This is a genomic window from Streptomyces cyslabdanicus (assembly GCF_052663305.1).
Window position 1 is genome coordinate 262,047 of record NZ_JBQRUW010000007.1, and the last position, 20,769, is coordinate 282,815.

General features: G+C 70.1%; 20 protein-coding genes. 8 read left to right on the forward strand and 12 right to left on the reverse strand.

Annotated elements, in window-relative coordinates:
• The first annotated feature begins 17 nt into the window (after positions 1-17).
• Positions 18-464, forward strand: coding sequence for a 50S ribosomal protein L9 (gene rplI, locus ACTYVM_RS05670; protein WP_400030499.1), 447 nt, complete (start codon positions 18-20; stop codon positions 462-464).
• A gap of 155 nt (positions 465-619) precedes the next feature.
• Here rplI and ACTYVM_RS05675 read toward each other — a convergent pair whose 3' ends face one another.
• Positions 620-1,957, reverse strand: a complete 1,338-nt coding sequence (locus ACTYVM_RS05675; RefSeq protein ID WP_445524846.1) for an MATE family efflux transporter — start codon at positions 1,955-1,957, stop codon at positions 620-622.
• A 458-nt stretch (positions 1,958-2,415) separates the two neighbouring features.
• Between ACTYVM_RS05675 and dnaB the strand changes: the two genes are divergently transcribed.
• Entirely contained in the window at positions 2,416-3,891 is a 1,476-nt protein-coding gene (dnaB, locus tag ACTYVM_RS05680; RefSeq protein ID WP_445524847.1) for a replicative DNA helicase, read from the forward strand.
• Between the two features lie 102 nt (positions 3,892-3,993).
• Here the strand turns inward: dnaB and ACTYVM_RS05685 are convergent, their stop codons facing one another.
• Positions 3,994-4,560, reverse strand: a complete 567-nt coding sequence (locus tag ACTYVM_RS05685) for a dihydrofolate reductase family protein (RefSeq protein ID WP_445524848.1) — start codon at positions 4,558-4,560, stop codon at positions 3,994-3,996.
• Between the two features lie 266 nt (positions 4,561-4,826).
• Here ACTYVM_RS05685 and ACTYVM_RS05690 point away from each other — a divergent pair, with 266 nt between their 5' ends.
• Positions 4,827-6,212 (forward strand): serine hydrolase domain-containing protein, encoded by a 1,386-nt coding sequence (locus ACTYVM_RS05690; protein WP_445524849.1) that lies wholly within the window; start codon positions 4,827-4,829, stop codon positions 6,210-6,212.
• 81 nt (positions 6,213-6,293) lie between these two features.
• Here the strand turns inward: ACTYVM_RS05690 and ACTYVM_RS05695 are convergent, their stop codons facing one another.
• From ACTYVM_RS05695 to ACTYVM_RS05720, 6 genes are all read right to left on the reverse strand, one after another.
• Entirely contained in the window at positions 6,294-6,746 is a 453-nt protein-coding gene (locus tag ACTYVM_RS05695; protein WP_400030514.1) for a GNAT family N-acetyltransferase, read from the reverse strand.
• 89 nt (positions 6,747-6,835) lie between these two features.
• Positions 6,836-7,702: a GNAT family N-acetyltransferase gene (locus tag ACTYVM_RS05700; protein WP_445524850.1), complete on the reverse strand. Its 867-nt coding sequence runs from the start codon at positions 7,700-7,702 to the stop codon at positions 6,836-6,838.
• Positions 7,703-7,792: 90 nt separating this feature from the next.
• Positions 7,793-8,275, reverse strand: a complete 483-nt coding sequence (locus ACTYVM_RS05705) for an NUDIX domain-containing protein (RefSeq protein WP_445524851.1) — start codon at positions 8,273-8,275, stop codon at positions 7,793-7,795.
• Positions 8,276-8,346: 71 nt separating this feature from the next.
• The gene (locus tag ACTYVM_RS05710) at positions 8,347-9,252 is read right to left on the reverse strand and encodes a LysR family transcriptional regulator (RefSeq protein WP_445524852.1); all 906 of its coding nucleotides are present in this window, start codon (positions 9,250-9,252) and stop codon (positions 8,347-8,349) included.
• A 253-nt stretch (positions 9,253-9,505) separates the two neighbouring features.
• Positions 9,506-10,687, reverse strand: coding sequence for a cystathionine gamma-lyase (locus ACTYVM_RS05715; protein WP_445524853.1), 1,182 nt, complete (start codon positions 10,685-10,687; stop codon positions 9,506-9,508).
• A gap of 6 nt (positions 10,688-10,693) precedes the next feature.
• Positions 10,694-11,071, reverse strand: coding sequence for a phage holin family protein (locus tag ACTYVM_RS05720; RefSeq protein WP_445524854.1), 378 nt, complete (start codon positions 11,069-11,071; stop codon positions 10,694-10,696).
• Between the two features lie 48 nt (positions 11,072-11,119).
• Here ACTYVM_RS05720 and ACTYVM_RS05725 point away from each other — a divergent pair, with 48 nt between their 5' ends.
• From ACTYVM_RS05725 to ACTYVM_RS05740, 4 genes are all read left to right on the forward strand, one after another.
• A complete protein-coding gene (locus ACTYVM_RS05725; RefSeq protein WP_445524855.1) occupies positions 11,120-11,437 on the forward strand; it encodes a cupin domain-containing protein in 318 nt (105 codons plus the stop codon).
• A gap of 182 nt (positions 11,438-11,619) precedes the next feature.
• Positions 11,620-11,832: a DUF5326 family protein gene (locus ACTYVM_RS05730; RefSeq protein WP_392303796.1), complete on the forward strand. Its 213-nt coding sequence runs from the start codon at positions 11,620-11,622 to the stop codon at positions 11,830-11,832.
• A gap of 196 nt (positions 11,833-12,028) precedes the next feature.
• Positions 12,029-12,928: an IclR family transcriptional regulator gene (locus ACTYVM_RS05735; protein WP_400030529.1), complete on the forward strand. Its 900-nt coding sequence runs from the start codon at positions 12,029-12,031 to the stop codon at positions 12,926-12,928.
• Positions 12,929-13,026: 98 nt separating this feature from the next.
• Positions 13,027-13,464 carry an SsgA family sporulation/cell division regulator gene (locus tag ACTYVM_RS05740; protein WP_445524856.1) on the forward strand — a complete coding sequence of 146 codons (438 nt, stop codon included), beginning with the start codon at positions 13,027-13,029 and terminating at the stop codon, positions 13,462-13,464.
• A 121-nt stretch (positions 13,465-13,585) separates the two neighbouring features.
• On the opposite strand, the gene ACTYVM_RS05745 is transcribed toward ACTYVM_RS05740, so the two are convergent.
• Entirely contained in the window at positions 13,586-15,004 is a 1,419-nt protein-coding gene (locus tag ACTYVM_RS05745) for a YibE/F family protein (RefSeq protein WP_445524857.1), read from the reverse strand.
• Positions 15,005-15,245: 241 nt separating this feature from the next.
• On the opposite strand from ACTYVM_RS05745, the gene thiC reads away from it, so the two are divergent.
• Entirely contained in the window at positions 15,246-17,060 is a 1,815-nt protein-coding gene (gene thiC, locus ACTYVM_RS05750; RefSeq protein WP_445524858.1) for a phosphomethylpyrimidine synthase ThiC, read from the forward strand.
• 168 nt (positions 17,061-17,228) lie between these two features.
• Here the strand turns inward: thiC and ACTYVM_RS05755 are convergent, their stop codons facing one another.
• The 3 genes from ACTYVM_RS05755 to ACTYVM_RS05765 form a co-directional block, all read right to left on the reverse strand.
• Positions 17,229-18,086, reverse strand: coding sequence for a hypothetical protein (locus ACTYVM_RS05755; protein ID WP_445524859.1), 858 nt, complete (start codon positions 18,084-18,086; stop codon positions 17,229-17,231).
• Between the two features lie 182 nt (positions 18,087-18,268).
• On the reverse strand, positions 18,269-19,366 hold the full coding sequence (locus ACTYVM_RS05760; RefSeq protein WP_445524860.1) for a metallophosphoesterase family protein: 1,098 nt from the start codon (positions 19,364-19,366) through the stop codon (positions 18,269-18,271).
• A gap of 284 nt (positions 19,367-19,650) precedes the next feature.
• Positions 19,651-20,763: a LacI family DNA-binding transcriptional regulator gene (locus tag ACTYVM_RS05765; RefSeq protein ID WP_400030544.1), complete on the reverse strand. Its 1,113-nt coding sequence runs from the start codon at positions 20,761-20,763 to the stop codon at positions 19,651-19,653.
• Between the last annotated feature and the right edge of the window lie 6 nt (positions 20,764-20,769).

Below are 20,769 nucleotides of genomic sequence, written 5' to 3' on the forward strand. Positions count from 1 at the left end.
GGAAGGGTGAGCCACTCATGAAGATCATCCTCACCCACGAGGTCTCCGGCCTCGGTGCCGCGGGCGACGTCGTGGACGTCAAGGACGGCTACGCTCGCAACTACCTGATCCCGCGGAAGTTCGCTATCCGCTGGACCAAGGGCGGCGAGAAGGACGTCGAGCAGATCCGTCGTGCTCGCAAGATCCACGAGATCCAGACCATCGAGCAGGCCAACCAGATCAAGGCCCAGCTCGAGGGCGTGAAGGTCCGCCTGGCTGTCCGCTCCGGCGACTCCGGCCGTCTGTTCGGTTCCGTCACCCCGGCCGACATCGCCTCGGCGATCAAGGCCGCCGGCGGTCCCGAGGTCGACAAGCGCCGCATTGAGCTGGGCACGCCGATCAAGTCCCTGGGCGGTCACGAGACGTCCGTGCGTCTGCACCCCGAGGTTGCCGCCAAGGTCAACATCGAGGTCGTCGCCGCGTAAGGCACGCCGCTCGGCTTGAGCAGTCGGGAAGGGGCCGCATCCGTCGAGGATGCGGCCCCTTCCGCGTGACTGAGGCCAGTGGCGCTGAAGTCAGTGGCGCGCGAAACGGCGTTTCGTGGGGAATGTCTCAGCCCGCGGTGTTTCACGTGAAACGGTCAGCGTGTCGCTCCCGTGACGATCCAGCGACCCGAGCGGGAACGCAGCCACAGAGTCACCATCCGCACGGACATCATCAACGCCATGGCCGCCCAGAGTGCGGTGAGCCCGCCGCCCAGAACGGGGACGAGCAACGCCACGGGAGTGAAGACCACCAGGGTCACCAGCATGGCGCCGGCGAGATACGGCCCGTCTCCCGCGCCCATCAGCACACCGTCCAGGACGAAGACCACGCCGCAGATCGGCTGGGAGAGCGCCACCAGAATCAGTGCGGCCACCGCCGCGTCCTTGACGACGGCATCACTGGTGAACAGCGACAGGAAGAGCGGTCGGCTCAGCATCACCAGGAGTCCCAGGGCGAATCCGACGGCTATCCCCCACTGCACCATGCGCCGACAGGCCTCGCGCGCGCCCTGGGGATCGTCGGCGCCGAGATAGCGGCCGATGATGGCCTGTCCGGCGATGGCGATGGCGTCAAGGGCGAACGCGAGCAGGCTCCAGAGGGACAGGATGATCTGGTGGGCCGCGATGTCCGCGTCACCGAGGCGGGCCGCCACGGCTGTGGCGATCAACAGGATCGCGCGCAGGGAGAGCGTACGGACGAGCAGTGGGGCACCCGCCTGTGCGGATGCCTTGATGCCGGCCCGATCGGGCCGCAGGGAGGCCTGGTGGCGGCGGGCCCCACGAATGACCACGCCGAGGTACACCGCCGCCATGCCGCACTGGGCGATGACGGTGCCCCAGGCCGAGCCCGCGATGCCGAGTCCGGCGCCGTAGACGAGCCCGACATTGAGGACGGCGTTGGCGACGAAACCGGCGACGGCCACGTACAGCGGAGTCCGGGTGTCCTGAAGCCCGCGAAGGACCCCGGTCGAGGCCAGTACGACGAGCATGGCCGGAATGCCGAGTGAGGAGATGCGCAGATACGTCGTCGCATACGGTGCCGCGGTGTGCGAGGCACCGAAGAGGTCCACCAGAGCGGGGGCCGTGGGCAGGACGACCGCGATGACGGCGGCCCCGAGCAGCAGCGCCAGCCAGATGCCGTCCATGCCCTGGCGGATGGCGGCCGGGATATCGCCCGCCCCGACGCGGCGGGCGACGGCTGCCGTAGTGGCGTAGGCGAGGAAGACGAAGACGCTGACGGCGGTTGTCAGAAGGGCCGAGGCGATGCCGAGTCCGGCGAGCTGCGCCGTGCCGAGATGGCCGACGATCGCGCTGTCGGCCATCACGAAGAGCGGCTCGGCGACGAGTGCGCCGAAGGCTGGTACGGCCAGCGCGACGATCTCTCGGTCGTGCCGGCGCAGAGCCGCCGGGCGGCGTGCGGGGGCCTGTGTCATGAGCACCAATGTAATCGTCCACAGGTAAGAGATGCAAAGCTACTGAGCTCCTTACTTGAGGTTTCGTGGCGTTCGCTTGTGCGTACCGTTCGAGGCGATCTTGGTCCGACTGGGAAAGTTTTTCTTCTGCACAGCCGGTGGACGGGAAAACGGCAGGTCAGAAGGGTCTTGCGGGTGAGGCCGAGGGCTTTTTCACAAGGCTGTCCACCGGCTCGTGCACAGGATTCGCCGAGTTCTCCACAGCATCGGGGCCGTCGTCCACATGGCCTGTGGATAACCAGATTGGCTGACGCCGTTCTGGGCCCTACCGTGGTCCGGCGCCCGCTCCGTCCGCCGGCTTCCAAAGCGTCATAAACCTGACGCGCCTGAAGCGGAGTTGGGCCTCTCATTTGTCAGTGCCGTCCCGTACAAAGAGGGGCACGGCGAGGTCCGCTCGGCGGACGGGAGGAGGTTGCTCGGTGAGCATTTCCGAGCCCTTGGACGACCCGTGGGCCGACAGCGGTCCAGGTGATCGTCTGCCCGCCTCCCGCCGCCCCGGCGCGGACCGCGGCCGGGACGAGCAGCACGACCGCGGCCGGGAGAACGGCGCCTGGGACGACGGGGGCTCCGCCTTCGAACGTGTTCCGCCACAGGACCTCGATGCCGAGCAGTCGGTCCTCGGCGGCATGCTCCTGTCCAAGGACGCCATCGCTGACGTGGTGGAGATCCTCAAGGGCCACGACTTCTACAAGCCGGCGCACGAGACGATTTATCAGGCGATCCTCGACGTCTACGCCAAGGGTGAGCCGGCCGACCCGATCACCATCGCCGCCGAGCTCACCAGACGCGGTGAGATCAACAAGGTCGGCGGTGCCTCGTACCTGCACTCGCTCGTGCAGACCGTGCCGACGGCGGCGAACGCCGCGTACTACGCCGAGATCGTCCACGAGCGTGCGATCCTGCGCCGCCTGGTCGAGGCGGGAACGCGCATCACCCAGATGGGATACGCGGCCGACGACGACGTCGACGAGATCGTCAACCGGGCCCAGGCCGAGGTCTACGCGGTCACCGAGCAGCGCACCAGCGAGGACTACCTGCCGCTGGGCGACATCATGGAGGGCGCGCTCGACGAGATCGAGGCGATCGGCTCGCGCAGTGGCGAGATGACCGGTGTGCCCACCGGATTCACCGACTTCGACTCGCTGACGAACGGTCTGCACCCCGGCCAGATGATCGTCATCGCGGCGCGCCCCGCGATGGGCAAGTCCACGCTCGCGCTGGACTTCGCGCGGGCGGCGTCGATCAAGAACAACCTGCCCAGCGTCATCTTCTCGCTGGAGATGGGGCGCAACGAGATCGCGATGCGTCTGCTGTCCGCCGAGGCCCGGGTCGCCCTGCACCACATGCGGTCGGGCACGATGACCGACGAGGACTGGACGCGGCTGGCCCGCCGGATGCCGGACGTCTCGGCCGCCCCGCTCTACATCGACGACTCCCCGAATCTGTCGATGATGGAGATCCGCGCCAAGTGCCGGCGGCTGAAGCAGCGCAACGACCTCAAGCTGGTCGTGATCGACTATCTCCAGCTGATGCAGTCCGGTGGTTCCAAGCGCGCCGAGAGCCGGCAGCAGGAGGTCTCGGACATGTCCCGCAATCTCAAGCTGCTGGCCAAGGAGTTGGAGATCCCGGTCATCGCGCTCTCCCAGCTCAACCGTGGCCCCGAGCAGCGCACCGACAAGAAGCCGATGGTCTCCGACCTGCGTGAGTCCGGATCCATCGAGCAGGACGCCGACATGGTCATCCTGCTGCACCGCGAGGATGCCTACGAGAAGGAGTCGCCGCGCGCCGGCGAGGCTGACCTGATCGTCGCCAAGCACCGCAACGGTCCGACCGCGACGATCACGGTCGCCTTCCAGGGCCACTACTCGCGGTTCGTGGACATGGCACAGACCTGATCCGGCTGTAGGGTCTTGCCGCTGATGCCGTAATCCCACGGGCCGTGTCGTACCGATGTCGTATACGGCATCACCGTGAGACCAGCGCGTGGGTGCTGCTGCTCAGCGCCTCGTTTCGTACCTGGTCAGGACCACGCCGCCGGGAAACGTCCGCGTCTCCACCAGGTTCAGGTTCACCCAGCTGTCCAGTGCGGTGAAGAACGGCGTGCCGCCGCCCACCAGGACCGGATGGGCGGCGATCACGTACTCGTCGATCAGCCCGGCCCGCATGGCCGCCCCGGCGAGCGTCGCGCCGCCGATGTCCATCGGGCCGCCGTCCTCGGCCTTGAGCCGGGTGATCTCGGCGACCGCGTCGCCGGTGACCAGGCGGGTGTTCCAGTCGACCTTGTCGATCGTCGAGGAGAACACCACCTTCGACATGTTCCGCCAGCGGCGCGCGAACTCGATCTCCGCCGGGGTGGCGTCGGGCTGCTGGTCGCCGGTCGGCCAGTAGGAGCTCATCGTCTGCCACAGCTTGCGCCCGTACAGCGAAAGGTCGGTTGCCTGCAACTGGTCGGACCAAAACTGGAACAGCTCGTCGCTCGGCGGTCCGCTCCAGCCGATGTCGTCGCCGGCCGCGGCGATGTAGCCGTCCAGAGTCAGGTTCATGCCGTAGATCAGTTTCCGCATGGCCCAGCCTTCCGTCCGTGGGTGTCCGGCGTACAGACCAGCGCGGCTCGGGAAACTCATCGGTGTGCGATCCGGGCTCGCCGGTAGTCCTCGTGCTCGGGGCTCAGCGTGGTGTACTCGGCCGACACGGGGCAAGCCGCCTGATCTCGACCTCGCCCTCGCGAGGAAATGCCACGGATTTGAGACGTCCGCCCGGGAGCGGTTCTCCGTGCCCGTCCGGAAAAATGGGCTCGACGTGTGCCGGACGCACCGGGTGGACTGGGGGCATGACGACATTCCAGGATGACCTGCTTCCCGGTACCCGCCGGGCGCTGCTGCACCGGATCGCCGTGGCCCAGGCCGAGGGACGGGCGCCGTCGCTCGTCGCCGCGGTCGTGCGGGACGGGCGGACGGTCTGGCACGGTGCGCGGACGTCGGTGGACGGACACGCACCGGACGAGAACACGCAGTACCGCATCGGCTCGATCACCAAGACCTTCACCGCCGTGCTCGTTCTGCGGCTGCGCGACGAAGGCCTACTCGACCTCGGGGACCCGCTGGAGAAGCATCTGCCGGGCACCGGCGTGGGGGAGGCGACGGTAGCCGAGCTGCTGGCGCACACGGCCGGGCTGGCCGCCGAGGCGCCGGCGCCCTGGTGGGAGAGATCGCCGGGGGCCCTGCGCCCCGAACTGGCCGATGTGCTCGGGGAGGAGCCGCTGCGGCATCCGGTCGGCCGGCGGTTCCACTACTCCAATCCCGGCTACACCCTGCTCGGCGCGCTCGTCGAGGAGTTGCGGGGCGCTCCCTGGGAGGAGGTCCTGCGGCGGGACGTGCTCGAACCCCTGGGTCTGCACCGCACGGGTGCCCGCCCCGAGGCGCCGCACGCCGGGGGCTGGGCGGTGCACCCCTGGGCCGATGTGCTGCTGCCCGAGCCCGCCGAGGACCTCGGACGGATGGCTGCGGCCGGTCAACTGTGGTCCACGACAGGGGATCTGGCCCGCTTCGCCGCCTTCCTGGTCCAGGGGGACGACCGGGTGCTGAGCGCCGGGTCGCTTCGGGAGATGAGGACCCCGGCGGCTCCGCCCGAAGCGACGGATGTGGCGTCCGGGTACGCGTACGGTCTGGGGCTGGAGGTGCGGCGGTGGGGCGAGCGGCTCCTCGTCGGGCACGGTGGGTCGCTTCCGGGCTTTCTGGCCTCGCTCACCATCGGTGTGGAGGACGATGTGGCCGCGGTGGTGCTGGCGAACTGCACGTCCGGGCCGGCGCTCTCCACGGTGGGGGCCGACCTTGTGCGGATCGTCGCCGACGCCGAGCCGCGGATTCCGGAGCCCTGGCGGCCGCTGCGGAAGGTCGAGCCGTCGGTGCTGGAGCTGACGGGGCCGTGGTACTGGGGGACCTACGGGTTCGGCCTGCGGTTGACGGCCGACGGGCTCGTCTCGCTGGAGCCGCTGTCCGGCAACGGCCGGCGTTCACGGTTCCGGGCCAACGGTGACGGGACCTGGACGGGGCTGGAGGGCTACTACGCCGGAGAGGTGCTGCGGGTGGTGCGGCGGCCGGACGGGTCCGTGGACCATCTGGACCTCGGGTCGTTCGTGCTCACGCGTCAGCCGTACGACGTGGAGGCTTCCGTGCCCGGCGGCGTGGACCCGGAGGGATGGCGAGGCATCGGATAGGGACCGGGATGCCTCCATGGTCCGAGGGGCGGGCGTTTCACGTGAAACGCCCGCCCCTCGGCGTGCCCGTGTTCGAGATGCTCACAGTGGGAGCTTGAAGCCCAGGTGCGAGGCTTCGAAGCCCAGCCGCTCGTAGAAGCGGTGGGCGTCGGTGCGCGTCCTGTCCGAGGTCAGCTGGACCAACTGGCAGCCCTCGCGCCGTGATGTGTCGACGGCCCACTCGATGAGCCGCGTGCCCAGCCCGCTGCCGCGCTCGTCCGCGTGGATGCGGACGCCTTCGATGATCGACCGGGTGGACCCGCGCCGGGACAGGCCCGGGATGATCGTGAGCTGGAGCGTGCCGACGACGCGGTTCCCGCGTACGGCGACCACCAGGTGCTGGTGGGGATCGGCGCTGAGCCGCTCCAGCGCTGCCAGATAGGGCGCGAGGTCGTCCGGGGACTCGCGCCGCGCCCCCAGCGGGTCGTCCGCCAGCATGGCGACGATGGCGGGGACGTCTGCGGCGGCGGCAGCTCGTATCGCGAGATCTTCCATGTCCCGCACCCTACGCGGTGGTTCGGCTCGCGCCGGGCCTGTGCCGGGGTGGTGGCCTGCAGGGGGGGGTTCGGCCCGGGGCGGTTGCCTCAGCCGGCCGCCACGGTGAGCGGTGCGAACCGGCGGGTCCAGTCCCCGGGCGGTTCCGTGCTGCCGTACATCATGACGTCGTTGTGGAACACCGGTGCCAGCCCGCGTTCCGTCACCCAGGCCAGCAGCTCCTCGTGGCGTACGTCGATGTCGGTGCGCAGCCGGCGGTCGGTTCCGGCGGCGAGGGAGGCGATCAGGGCCTTGGCCGTCTCCGTGTCCCGGGCGATCAGGGGACCGACGACCTGGGTGTCCATGTTGGGCCAGGCCGCCGCGTATCCGATGATCCGGCCGCGTTCCTCGGCGACACGCAACTGGTCGGCGAACGCGGGCAGTCGTGTGATGACCGGGGTTCGGTCGATGCCGAACACCTCATCGTCGAGCCGGAGGATGCCCGTGAGGTCCGCCGCGGTGGCAGCGCGCGTGTCGATACGAGGGCGCGGCTCGTCCGGTGTGAAGTGCCCGACCACCATGGCCGCCCTGCCGGTGACCTTGAAGCCCAGTTCCTCGTAGAGCGGGCGGCCGAACGGCGTCGCATGGAGGGTCAGAGGGGTGCTGCCCATCGTCGAGAGGACGTGGCGCATCAGCCGCCGTCCGATGCCCTGGCGGGCATGCCGTTCCGCGACCAGGACCATACCGATGGCGCCGAGATCGGGACGGTCCTGCGGTCCGTACTCGCTCACCACACACGCGGCGACGAGCCCTCCGTCCGGGTCGTCGATGCCGTAGCCCGTCCCGGCCGTCAGGAGGAAGCCCCACTTGTGCTCCTCCCGCGGCCATCCCCGGTTCTCGGACAGGTCGGCGCAGGCGGTGAGATCGCGAAGCGTCAGGCGGCGGATGGGGGAATGAGCGGGAGAAGGAGTCGACACGCAGGTCAGGCTGTCCGAAGGACCCCCTCGGCGTCCACCCGTTTGGGACCGGACGTACGTGCTTTTGGCCACGCCGTGCCGACCGGCTGCTCAGCCGAGGTCGGGAGCGTGCATGGCCCGCACGCCTTCGATGTTTCCGTCGAGGTAGTGACGCAGGGACAGCGGGACCAGGTGGACGGAGGCGATGCCGACCCGGGTGAACGGCACCCGTACGATCTCGTACTCGCCCGCGGGCTGGTCCACTTCGGGGCCATGCCGCTCGGAGGGGTTCATGGACTCCAGCCGGCAGACGAAGAAGTGCTGCACCTTCACGCCGGTCGCGCCGCCGTCCTCGCCGATGTGCTCCACGGTGTCCACGAAGCAGGGAACCACGTCGATGATCTTGGCGCCGAGTTCCTCGTGCACCTCGCGGTGCAGAGCGTCGACGACGGTCGCGTCCCCGGGCTCGACCCCGCCACCGGGAGTGACCCAGTAGGGATCGACACCGGGCTTGGTGCGCTTGATCAGGATCAGGTCGTCACCGTCGAGGAGAACGGCGCGGGCGGTGCGCTTGACCACGGGTCGGACGGTCATGGGAGAAATGTGGCCCGGCTGGTTCCACGTGAAACATCGCACGCCTTTCCGGTCCGCCCCGTCTCCTCCGCTCAGCACCAGGCGGCGGCCGCCCGCAAAAGCCACTCATGGGCCCGCGCGATGTGCGGCATCGCCAGTGTTCCGGTGCGGACCGCGAGGAAGTAGGTGCGCAGCGGTGGTACCGGCGGCTCGTGCAGGGGCACGATCTCGCCCCGGCCCAGTGCGGCCGCGCACAGATACCGGGGCAGTACCGCGAGCCCCGCGCCCGCCACGACGCAGGCGAGGACCGCACGCAGATCGGGGACGATCACGGTGCCGCAGGCCGCGGGCCGGGCATCGAAGACGGAGCCCCAGTAGCGGGAGGCGAAGGGGAGCGACTCGTGGACCTCGATCACGGGGACGGTCTCCAGGGCCGGCACCACCGTGCGACGCGGTGTCGCCGGGGCGATCTGCTCGGCCCAGCGCGGAGCGGCGACCAGGACGTGTTCCTCGTCGCACAGCGGAGCCGCCGTGAGCAGTCCGCCGCGGGGCCGGGCCGTGCTGATGGCCAGATCATGGTGTCCGGCGGACAGGCCGTCCAGGGTCTGCTCGGCGGTCCCGAAGGAGGTGCGCAGCGCGAAGCCCTGCCCGTCGTCGCCGGTCAGCCCGGTCAGCGCGGGCAGTGCCCGTTCCGCGACGAACTCCGGCGGCCCTGCCAGATGCAGCGTCCGCAGGGAGGACTCGTCGTCGAGCCCAGCCTCGGTGATCTCCACGAGGGCGTCCAGGTGCGGTGCGGTCTTGTGCGCGAGTTCGTCGCCGATGGTCGTGGGCGTCACACCGCGGGCCTGGCGCAGGAACAGGGGGCGTCCGAGCTGCCGCTCCAGCGTGCGGATCTGGGAGGTGACGGCAGGCTGGGAGAGGCCGAGGAGTGCCGCGGCGCGGGTGAAGGAGCCTGCGCGGTGCACGGTCACGAACGTGCGCAGCAACGCCAGATCCATGGCACGCCCACCCCTTCTGGTGCCCTTTCGCACGACTCTCTGTGGCCCCGCCCAACTATAAATATGTCGATAGGTCTCTGTCGCTACCGTGATTGGACACTGACGCAGAGTCAACTAGCCTTGTTCGCGCGGTTCTTCGCGCGCGGAACCGAGGGCGGTCCGAGCCACGAGGGGGGAGGCTCGGACCGCCCGCCTCCGCACGGACGGAAACCGCCGGAGACCCGCCATGGCCCCGCCGGCGTCCGGGAGGGGGTCAGTGGGCCGACTCGTCGAGCGCCCGCAGCACATCCGCCACCAGGTCCTCGGAGTCCTCCGCGCCCACGGACATCCGGATGAAGCCCTCCGGCACCGCGTCGCCGCCCCAGCGTCCGCGCCGCTCGGCCGTGGAGCGCACCCCGCCGAAGCTCGTCGCGTCGTCCACGAGCCGGAGCGCGTCGAGGAATCGCTCGGCACGCGCGCGCGTGGGCAGCGTGAAGGACACCACGCACCCATAGCGCCGCATCTGCCGGGACGCGAGCTGGTGCGAGGGGTCGTCGGGCAGCCCGGGGTAGCGCAGCCCGGTCACCTCGGGCCGTCCGCGCAGCGCCTCGGCGAGAGCGAGGGCGGAGGCGTTCTGCCGCTCGACGCGCAGGTGCAGGGTGGCGATCGAGCGGTGCGCGAGCCATGCCTCCATCGGCCCCGGGATCGCGCCGACGATCTTGCGCCAGCGGCGTACGGCCGCCATGGCCTCGCCGCCCTGGCCGACGACGTACCCCAGCAGGAGGTCGCCGTGCCCGGTGAGCTGCTTGGTGCCGCTGGCCACGGAGAAGTCCGCGCCCAGCGCCAACGGCCGCTGCCCGAGCGGGGTCGCCAGGGTGTTGTCGACGGCGACCAGGGCGCCACGCGCGTGTGCCGCCTCGACCAGCCGCCGGATGTCGCACACGTCCAGTCCCGGGTTCGAGGGGGACTCGATCCACAGCAGCTGGGCCCCGTCCAGCGCGTCGAGCTGGGCGTCCCCGCCGGTCGGCGCCGTGCGCACCTCGATCCCGTACTCCTGAAGCTGCTCGCGCACCAGGGGCAGTGCCTGGTACCCGTCGCTCGGCAGCACCACCGTGTCCCCGGTACGCAGCTGGGAGAAGAGCACCGACGAGATGGCGGCCATGCCGGAGGCGAACGCCAGTGTCTCGACGTCCTCCTGCCCGGGTGCCTCCAGCTCGCCGATGGCGCGCTCCAGCAGCGTCCAGGTCGGGTTCTCGTCGCGGCCGTAGGTGTACGGCCCCGTGGGGTCGCCCGGCAGATGGAAGTGGGCGGCGAACACCGGCCCCGGAAGGGTCGGTTCGTGCTTGACCGGCTCGGGCAGCCCGGCCCGCACCGCACGCGTGCCGTCACCGGCGCCGGTGGGGAAACGGGGCCGCCCCCGGGTGCCGTTCGGATCGTTCTCAGCGGAGTCGTTCATGTCGGTTCAGTCCTCTTCCGGCAGGACCAGGTTCAGCGCCCAGGAGACGACCGAGACGATCAGGCCGCCCAGAACGGCCGTCCAGAAGCCCTCGACGTGGAAGCTCAGGTTCAGCTTGCCGCACACCCACGACGTCAGCAGCAGCATCAGGGCGTTGACCACCAGGGTGATCAGGCCCAGGGTCAGGATGAACAACGGGAAGGTCAGTACCTTCACGATCGGCTTGACCAGGAAGTTCACCAGCCCGAAGATCAGAGCGACGACGATCAGCGTCCCGGCCTTCTTGGCGGTGCTGTCCCCGGTCAGGGTGATCTTGTCGAGCAGCCACACGGCGACCGCCAGGGCGCCCGCGTTGACGATCGTCTTGACTACGAAATTCTTCATGTGTCTGATCGTGGCAGACCAGATCGACTACGAGTACGGGCGAGGGCGATGAAGGCATTCCGGCTGGACGAACTGGAGACGGAACGAGCCGCCAACGAGGGTGCCTACCTTCAGTTCCTGCGCGAGCGGAACATGTCGGTCGGTCTGTACGCGCTCGACGCGGGCGGGAACGATCCGCAGAAGCCGCACGACCAGGACGAGGTGTACTTCGTCGTGAGCGGCCGCGCCTCGATCACGGTCGGTCTGGAGACGACCGAGGTGGCCCGCGGCAGCGTGGTGTACGTGCCGGCCGGCGTCGCCCACAAGTTCCATCACATCAGCGAGGATCTGCGGGTCCTGGTGGTGTTCTCTCCCCCGGAGGCCTGAGGCGGCGGCGTCTCGGGGTTCCCTAGGGGACGGCTCAGGGCAGGACAAGGGATGCGAGGGCTCCGCGGGACGCCCTCCGGGCTCTAGCATCGAGTACAGAGCATCGACAGGGCCCGCACCGGGGAGTGCGGGACGCCGACAGGGCCCGGCACCGCGCCGGCAAAGAGATGGGGACGAGGGCAATGCGAGAGATCTTCGCGGGTCTGCCGTGGTGGGTGAAGTGGATCGCGGTGCCCGTCATCGCTCTGGTCGTCTTCGGCGGCGTGATAGCGAGCGTGATCGGCTTCGTGGTCTGGCTGCTGTTCAAGGTGCTGATCTTCGTCGCCCTGGTCGGCGGGCTGATCTACATCGTGCGGAAGTTCCTGGCGGGTTCGTCCTCACGCAGCGACTGGTGAGTGCCGGGGGGCACCGGTGATCGGAAACGGAAATCGCCGGTTCCCTCGCGGGAGGGAAGTTTCCCGGACAAGCCGTCCGTGTGCGGTGACAGGCGGATAAGGTCCGGGGATCGACACGGGGACCGGCCCCCGCGGGGGGCGTACACCCCCTTCGTGTTCCCCGCACGGCTGCCCCTCGCGCTACGGGAGTGACCCCTTGGCCACGGTTGACACCGCACCCGCAGAACGGCACGCGCCGCCCGCACCCCGGGGGCCGTCCCGCTCGACGGCCCTCCCGGCGCAGCCACGTTCGTCGGGCCGCGTGGAACGGCCCGGGGCCACGGTCCCCGAGCAGCCGCGGCCCCAGCAGCCCCCGACCCTGATCGGGTCCGTCCAGCGCGCGATGCGCCTGCTGGAGACCGTCGCGCGGCACGAGCACGGAGCACCCGCCAAGCAGCTCGCCCGTGAGACGGGCCTGGCCCTGCCCACCGCCTACCACCTGCTGCGCACCCTCGTCCACGAGGGCTATCTGTGCCGCGACCGGGGCCTGTTCTTCCTGGGCGAGGCCGCCGAGCGGCTGAGCAGCAGCGGAGCGGCGCAGAAACGGCGCACCACGCTCGTCGAGGTGCTCGCCCAATGGCGGGATTCCCTCGGCGCCCCGCTGTACTACGCGATGTACCGCGAGGGCGAGATCGAGCTCATGTGCGTCTCCGCCACCGCGGCCATCCCGGCGGTCGAGGAATGGGCCGGCTTCCGCGAGACCGGGCACGCGCACGCGATCGGCCAGTGCCTGCTGTCCCAGCTGGACGACACGGCCCGCCGCGACCATCTCGACCGCTACCCCGTGCGGTCCCTCACCCCGTACACGGTCCGTGACGATCGCACGGTGCTGCGGCGCCTGGAGCGGACCCGGCCTCTGGAGCCGGTGACCGAGCGGCAGGAGTACGCGCTGGGGGCGGTCTGCGCGGCGATTCCCCTCACGGTGGGTACCACGGCGGCCGCGATCGCCCTCTCTCTTCCGGCCCACCAGGCGGACCGGCTGATGCCCGCCGCACGCCGGCTGCAGCACGAGGTGGGACGGCGTCTGGGCTCCCTGGCGCTCTCTATCAGTATCTGAAAACTCACTCCTTGTGATCTGACGTGCACGTTCAGCAAGATGCACCATTGTCACGGGATGGATTCCCGGCCAGTCGACGGCAAACACCGGGGTAGCAGATGCGCGAGTCCGTACAGGCAGAGGTCATGATGAGCTTTCTCGTGTCCGAGGAGCTCTCCTTCCGCATCCCGGTGGGGCTGCGGTACGAGACCTGTGATCCCTATGCCGTACGGCTGACCTTCCATCTGCCCGGAGACGCCCCGGTGACCTGGGTGTTCGGGCGGGAGCTGTTGGTCGACGGGGTGGGGACGCCGTGCGGGGACGGTGACGTGCGCATCTCGCCGGCCGGCCGCGACGCGCTGAGCGAGGTCCTGATCCGGCTTCAGGTCGGCGGCGACCGGGCACTGTTCCGCTCCTCGACGGCGCCGTTGGTGGCGTTCCTTGACCGTACGGACAAACTGGTGCCGCTGGGGCAGGAGGGCGCGCTGGCCGACTTCGACGCCCACCTCGACGAAGCCCTGGACCGCATCCTGGCGGAGGAACAGAGCGCGGGCTGAGGCGCCACAGCAGGGGACGAGGACGCTGGAGTAACGCTTCACCACGGCCTCAGAGGGTGCAGGAACGCTTCGCCGACCGGTCCGGACGGCCCCGGGCCCCGGCCCCGCCTTGGGCCCGGCCTCAGCGCCTGCGACGCCTGCCCCTTCCGCCGCGCGCCGGAGCGGGCACGGTGGCCGGTGCCGCGGCCTGCGCCCGCCCCGGGCGGTCGGCCGAGACCACGAGTGCCGCCAGCGCCGTGGTGACCGGCACCGAGGCGACCAGGCCGATCGAGCCCACCAGCGTGCGCACGATCTCCTCCGCGACGAGCTCACTGGTGGCGACGGTCGACATGCTGCTCTGCGCGATGGAGAACAACAGCAGCAGGGGGAGCGCGGCACCCGCGTAGGCGAGGACGAGGGTGTTGACGACGGAGGCGATGTGGTCGCGCCCGATGCGGATGCCCGCGCGGTACAGGCCGCGCCAGCCCATCGCGGGATTGGCCTCGTGCAGCTCCCATACCGCCGAGGTCTGTGTCACCGTCACGTCGTCCAGGACACCGAGCGAGCCGATGATCACACCGGCGAGCAGCAGGCCGCTCATGTCGATGGACGGATACAGGCCATGGATCAGACCGGTGCTGTCGTCGGTGTTGCCGGTCAGCGCGGCCCAGCCGATGAACAGCGAGCCCAGGACGCCGATCAGCATCAGCGAGATCAGCGTGCCGAGCACCGCGACCGAGGTACGGGCGGACAGGCCGTGACACATGTAGAGCGCGATCAGCATGATGGCGCTGGCCCCCACGACCGCCACGACCAGCGGGTTCGAGCCCTGGAGGATCGCGGGCAGGATGAAGAGGTTCAGCACCATGAAGCTGATGACCAGCGCGACCAGCGCCATGACGCCCCGCATCCGCCCGACGACCACGACGGCGAGTGCGAAGAGACCGGCCAGCAACGCCATCGGGAAGCGCCGGTCGACGTCGGTGACGGAGTACTGCAAGTCCTTGGGCGCTGAGGGCTCGTAGGCGACCACGACCTTCTCGCCCTGGTGCAGTTGCCGGGACTGGTCGGGCTGCACGACCTCCGTGAACGTACGGCCCTTGTTCTGACCGGTGTCCACCCGGACCGTGGCCTTCCTGCAGGTCCCGGACTGCTGCTGTTGTGCGGAGGATCCCTCGGCGGTGGAGGTGTCGCCGGTTGGGGTGTCCCCGGAGCTGTTCACCGATCCGCAGCTGAGCTCGACCACCTTGACCACGGTGGCCTGCTGCGTCTGCCGGTCGAACCCCACGCCGGTGCGCTCGTGCGACGGGGCGCCCCCCGGCCACAGCACGGCGAGTCCGGCCGCCACCATGGCGGCGAACGGGATCAGGATCGCCGCAATCACCTTGCGGAGGTGCTTCGACACCGGCGCGGCCGGTCCGTGGCTGTGACTGTGCCCGTGCCCGCCACCGCTCCCCGGGCCGTGTCCGTGGCCGGGACCGGTGGCTTCCTGGCCGTGCCGGAAGTCCTGACCGCGTCGGGGTTCGGGCGGTGGATGGGGGAACTGTTCTGTCGTGGTCACCGCCCGATCATCGCAAGAACGGCACAGGCCCACTGTTCACCGCGCCACAAAGGGCGCTAGCGTGGTGCCACCTTTGCACACGCGGGAGCTCGGAGCACCGGGCTGAGAGGGCGCTGACCTCCGTCTTCGCGATGTTTCACGTGGAACGTGCGATGTTTCACACGAAACGCCGGCTGACGGACACCGCTGCGTCGACCGCCGAACCTGTTACCGGGTAATGCCGGCGTAGGGAGTAGGTCTCATGACCAACAAGGACGTACGCACGCCTGCCTCCAAGCAGATCTCCGGCGAGGAGGAGCGGATCGCTCCCGACGCTTTCGGCGGGGAGGCCGGGAAGTCCATCGGCTGGCACAAGGGCTACGTGGAGGGTTCACGCCCCGATCTGCGGGTGCCGGTCCGTCAGGTGCACCTCACCAACGGGCAGTCCGTCACGCTGTACGACACCTCCGGCCCGTACACCGATCCACTCGTCGGCACCGACGTCCGCAGGGGCCTGCCGCCGTTGCGGGAGAACTGGATCGTGGCTCGCGGCGACACCGAGGAGTACGCGGGCCGTCCCGTCCGCCCCGAGGACGACGGGGTCAAGCACACCTCGCCACGCGGCGGTCTGCGCAACCTCGACGCGGTGTTCCCGGGACGGCCGCGCCTGCCGCGCCGCGGCCGCGCCGGCCGAGCGGTGACGCAGCTCGCCTACGCGCGCCGCGGCGAGATCACTCCGGAGATGGAGTTCGTGGCCATCCGGGAGAACGTCAGTCCCGAGACCGTCCGTGAGGAGATCGCGGCAGGCCGCGCGGTGCTGCCGGCCAACGTCAACCACCCGGAGATCGAGCCGATGATCATCGGCAAGCGGTTCCTGGTGAAGGTCAACGCCAACATCGGCAACTCCGCGGTGACCTCCTCCATCGAGGAGGAGGTGGAGAAGATGACCTGGGCGACCCGCTGGGGCGCCGACACGGTCATGGACCTCTCCACCGGCCGCAACATCCACACCACCCGGGAGTGGGTGCTGCGCAACTCCCCCGTCCCCATCGGCACGGTTCCGCTCTACCAGGCACTGGAGAAGGTGGACGGCAAGGCCGAGGAACTGACCTGGGACATCTACAAGGACACCGTCATCGAGCAGGCCGAACAGGGGGTGGACTACATGACCGTCCACGCCGGGGTACGCCTCGCCCATGTGCCGCTGACGGCGAACCGCAAGACCGGCATCGTCTCGCGCGGCGGCTCGATCATGGCCGCCTGGTGCCTGGCGCACCACAAGGAGTCGTTCCTCTACGAGAACTTCGAGGAGCTCTGCGAGATCCTCGCCGCCTACGACGTCACGTACTCGTTGGGCGACGGACTGCGGCCCGGCTCGATCGCGGACGCCAACGACGAGGCCCAGTTCGCGGAACTGCGCACGCTCGGGGAGCTCGGCCGGATCGCCAGGCGTCTGGACGTACAGACCATGATCGAGGGCCCGGGCCATGTCCCGATGCACAAGATCAAGGAGAACATCGACCTCCAACAGGAGATCTGCGACGAGGCTCCGTTCTATACGCTCGGCCCCCTGACGACGGACGTCGCACCGGCGTACGACCACATCACCTCCGGCATCGGCGCCGCGATGATCGCCTGGTGGGGCACGGCCATGCTCTGCTACGTCACGCCGAAGGAGCACCTGGGGCTGCCCAACCGCGACGACGTCAAGACCGGTGTCATCACCTACAAGATCGCCGCCCATGCGGCCGACCTTGCCAAGGGGCACCCGGGGGCGCAGGAGTGGGACGACGCCCTGTCCGACGCACGCTTCGAGTTCCGGTGGGAGGACCAGTTCAACCTCTCCCTCGACCCGGACACGGCACGGGAGTTCCACGACGAGACCCTCCCGGCGGAACCCGCCAAGACGGCCCACTTCTGCTCGATGTGCGGCCCGAAGTTCTGCTCGATGAAGATCTCGCAGGACATTCGTCGTGAGCACGGTGTCAGCCGGGCCGAGATCGTGGAGGGGATGGCGCAGAAGTCGAAGGAGTTCGCGCAGGCGGGGAACCGGGTGTACCTGCCGATCGCGGACTGAGGCTCGCCGATCGCGGGAGGGGCGCTCGTGGTGTGCGGGCGTGCCTGGCGCCCCGGCCCGGCGGATGCGGGGCGGGGCGGTGGGCGCGCACGCCGCCCCTGGGAGTGCGGGCTCGACCCTCGGGGTGAGGCGCGGTCCTCTGGGTGAGGCGTGGGTGCGCGGCGCTCGTCATTCCGGTTGGTGTTCCGGGCCTCCGAAGTCCGGGCTGGTGAAGTCGGGGCTGGAGTAGCGCGGGCGGCGGCTCGGGGCTCCGTCGTCCGGGCTGCTGAAACCTGGCCGGTCGTAGCCGAGTTGCGGTATGCGGCCGGTCGGTGCCGCCGATCCCGTGTGCCCCGGTGCGGGCGAGCGGGGTTCGGCGAGCGCGTCGCGCAGGAACGGCAGGATGCCCCGTTCGAGCAGGGCGTCCTGCCAGGCCTCCCTCGCCTGGGCGACCTCCTCGCCCAGTTCGGCGTAGGCGCCGCTGTCGAACGAGGGACGGTTGCGCAGCGCGGTGAGCAGCAGCCCGGCGGCGGCGGCGAGGATGGCGGCCGCGGTCAGGGCGCCGAACACCCAGCCCGCGGTGATCATGGACTGGGCGAACGCCTGGGTCGGGTCCAGCATCCTCAGGATGTAGCCGACGAGCAGGAAGAGGGCCGCGGCGGTCCCGGCGAGGACGGGGGCGAGCACCGCGACGACGGCGCCCGCGCCCGCGCCGTGGGTCTCGCCGACCTCGCCCGTGGTGGTGGCGAGCCGGGCGGGCCCCGGCTCGGCGGAACCGGGTTCGCTGAGGCGCGACGGGCCGGCCGGCGCCGGCCGGCGCAACTCCTCGCGGACCTTGACGTAGTGGAGGTACTCGGTCGACGCGGCTGCCGTGATGACGGCGGTGGCGCTCAGCGCCATCGTGCGCAGCTGCTCCGAGCTGAGCCGCCGTCCGGCGGCGGCGAGTTCCGGGTGGTGTGGGGCGGAGCGCAGCGCCTCATCGAGGATCCGCTCGTATTCCTGGCGGTCCTCGCTCAGCAGGTGCTGCGGAACGCTGTTCATGTGCATCCCCCGATGCTCCGTAGGGCTTGGGGGCTCGCATGGCGGCGAGCCGTCGGGCAGAAACGGAGGGGAGCCTGCTACGGATAAGCCGATGGTAGAGCCGTGACCGCGCGCGGTGACAGGGGGTTTCCACAAATTGGGTGCCGACCGGCGCGGTCGTCTCCGGAGGCGAGCTGCCCGGTGAACCGTCAGATGTCGAGGGGCAGTTGCCGAACCAGCAGCTTTCCGGCCATGGTCACGCCGCCGTCCATCGCGATGGCGAGTCCGTCGGCGTACACGTGCGGTCCTTCCACGACCGGACCCGCGGACTCGTCGCCGTCCTCGGAGCCGACTTCACCCAGCAGATAGGGAATGGGGCTGTGGCCGTGAACGATGCGGGTGCCGCCGTACGTATCGAGCAGGGAGCGTACGGCGTCGGCGCCGCCCTCGTCGCGGAAGGAGAAGCGCTTGGTGAACTTGCGGAACAGATCCCAGACTTCGTTCACGTCGTTGCGGGTGAGCGTCTCGTGGACGGTGTCGTTGACCTCTTCGATCGAGGCACCGTAGTCGAGGTAGGAGGTGGTGTCGGAGTGCACGAGCAGGTAGCCGTCGACCGCCTCGACGGCGTCGAGACGGGCCATCCACTGAAGGTGGTGGTCCTGGAGGCGGTCCATGTCGGACTTCTGGCCGCCGTTGAGCAGCCAGGCCGCCTGGAAGGTCGCGGTGCCCGCGCCGGAGTTGACGGGCGTGTCGCCGTACCGTTTGGCGCCGAGCAGCAGCAGTTCGTGGTTGCCCATGAGGGCCTTGCAGTAGCCGCCGGCCGCGGCCGCCTCCGCGGACAGCCGCATCACCAGGTCGATGACGCCGATGCCGTCCGGGCCGCGGTCGGTGAAGTCGCCGAGGAACCACAGCCGCGCGGTGCCCGCGCACCACTGGCCGGCGGAGTCGATGAGTCCCTCGTCCTGGAGGGCGGCGACCAGCTGGTCGAGGTAGCCGTGCACGTCACCGACGACATAGAGGGGGCCCGGGACGGCGGCGGACTGCCGGGTCGGCGCGGCGACGGAGTCGACCGCCACCCGGAGCGTGTCACCGCGCCTGATGACCGGCAGGTCGCGCTCGGTGGGCGTGTACGCGGCCGGGTAGCCCTCCTTGGGCGCCGCGGGGGCCGTCTCGGCAGACCGGGCCGTCTCGGCGGGGTGCGCGCCGCGGGCGTACGGACCGGTCTCGTTCACGTACCCGGGAACCCGGAAGTCGCGCAGCGTAGCCGTCCGCTCCGCCTCGGGTCCCTGACCGGCCCCCTGAGTCATCGACCCCTCCACCATCGCGCCGCCTCTGCACCGCTTCGCACTGCCTGGTCGCAGCGGCCCGCGGTGTCGTGGGCCCATCATAGGAACGCGGATCGCGCCGTGTGATGACCCAGGGGTGGTGAATCGGGACTGGACTCCGGTTCACCGTGGCTTTCGCCCCGATTGGACAGTCTTCGGCGACCCCGCGGCCACCCGTGTTCCGCGACACGGTGTTCTGCGACACGGTGTTCCGGGATGCCGTGTCCTGCGGCACCCTGTCCCGGGATGCCGCGGCCGCCCGTCTCCTAACGGTCCTCCGACACACGTGGCGGGCTGACCGTTCTGCGCTGGGTGCGCCGCTGGGACGAGGTGCGCACGATCAGCTCGGTCGGTATGACCTGCTCGACCGGCTGCTCCGACTGGACCCCTTCGATGGCGTCGATGAGGAGCTGGACGACCGCCGTGCCGATCCGGCGCGGCTTCAGGGACAGCGTGGTGATGGGCGGCTCGGTGCTGGCGTACACCGTGGACTCGCTGCAGCACACCAGCAGCAGGTCGTCGGGGACGCGCAGGCCGTAGCGGCGCGCGGCGGCGAGCAGGTCGGTGCCGTTGGGGTCGAACAGTCCGTAGACGGCGTCGGGCCGGTCGGGCCGGGCCAGCAGCCGGTCGGCGGCGACGGCGCCCGCGCACGGGTCGTGGGCGGGGTAGGCCTCGTACACCGGGTCCTGGCCGACGCGCTTGCACCACTGGAGGTAGGCGGTCGTCGACAGGTGGGTGTAGGTGTCCGTCGTGGTGCCGGTGAGCAGGCCGATACGGCGGGCGCCGGCCTCGGCGAGGTGGTCGAGGATGCCGAGGACGGCGGCTTCGTGGTCGTTGTCGACCCAGGCGGTGACCGGGAGCGCGCCGGCCGGGCGGCCGTCACTGACCACCGGTAAGCCCTGCCGCACCAGTTCGCTGACGACCGGGTCCTGGTCGGAGGGGTCGATGACGACCGTGCCGTCCAGGGCGACGTTCGACCACACGTCGTGGCGCGAGGTCGCGGGCAGGATCACGAGGGCGTAGCCGCGGGCGAGCGCGGCCGAGGTGGCGGCGCGGGCCATCTCGGCGAAGTACGCGAACTCGGTGAAGGTGAAAGGTTCATCCCCGTACGTCGTCACGGTCAGGCCGATGAGGCCCGACTTGCCGGTGCGGAGAGTGCGGGCCGCGGCCGAGGGGCGGTACCCCAGCCGGTCGGCGACCTCGCGGACATGGCGCCGGGTGGCGTCGGGGAGGCGCCCCTTGCCGTTGAGGGCGTCGGAGACGGTCGTGATGGAGACTCCGGCGGCGGCGGCCACGTCTCTGATGCCCGCCCGGCCCGGTCGGCTGCCTCGGCGTGAGGTTTCCGCGCGGCTCACCTGGTGCTTCCCTGCTGCTGTCATGGCGAG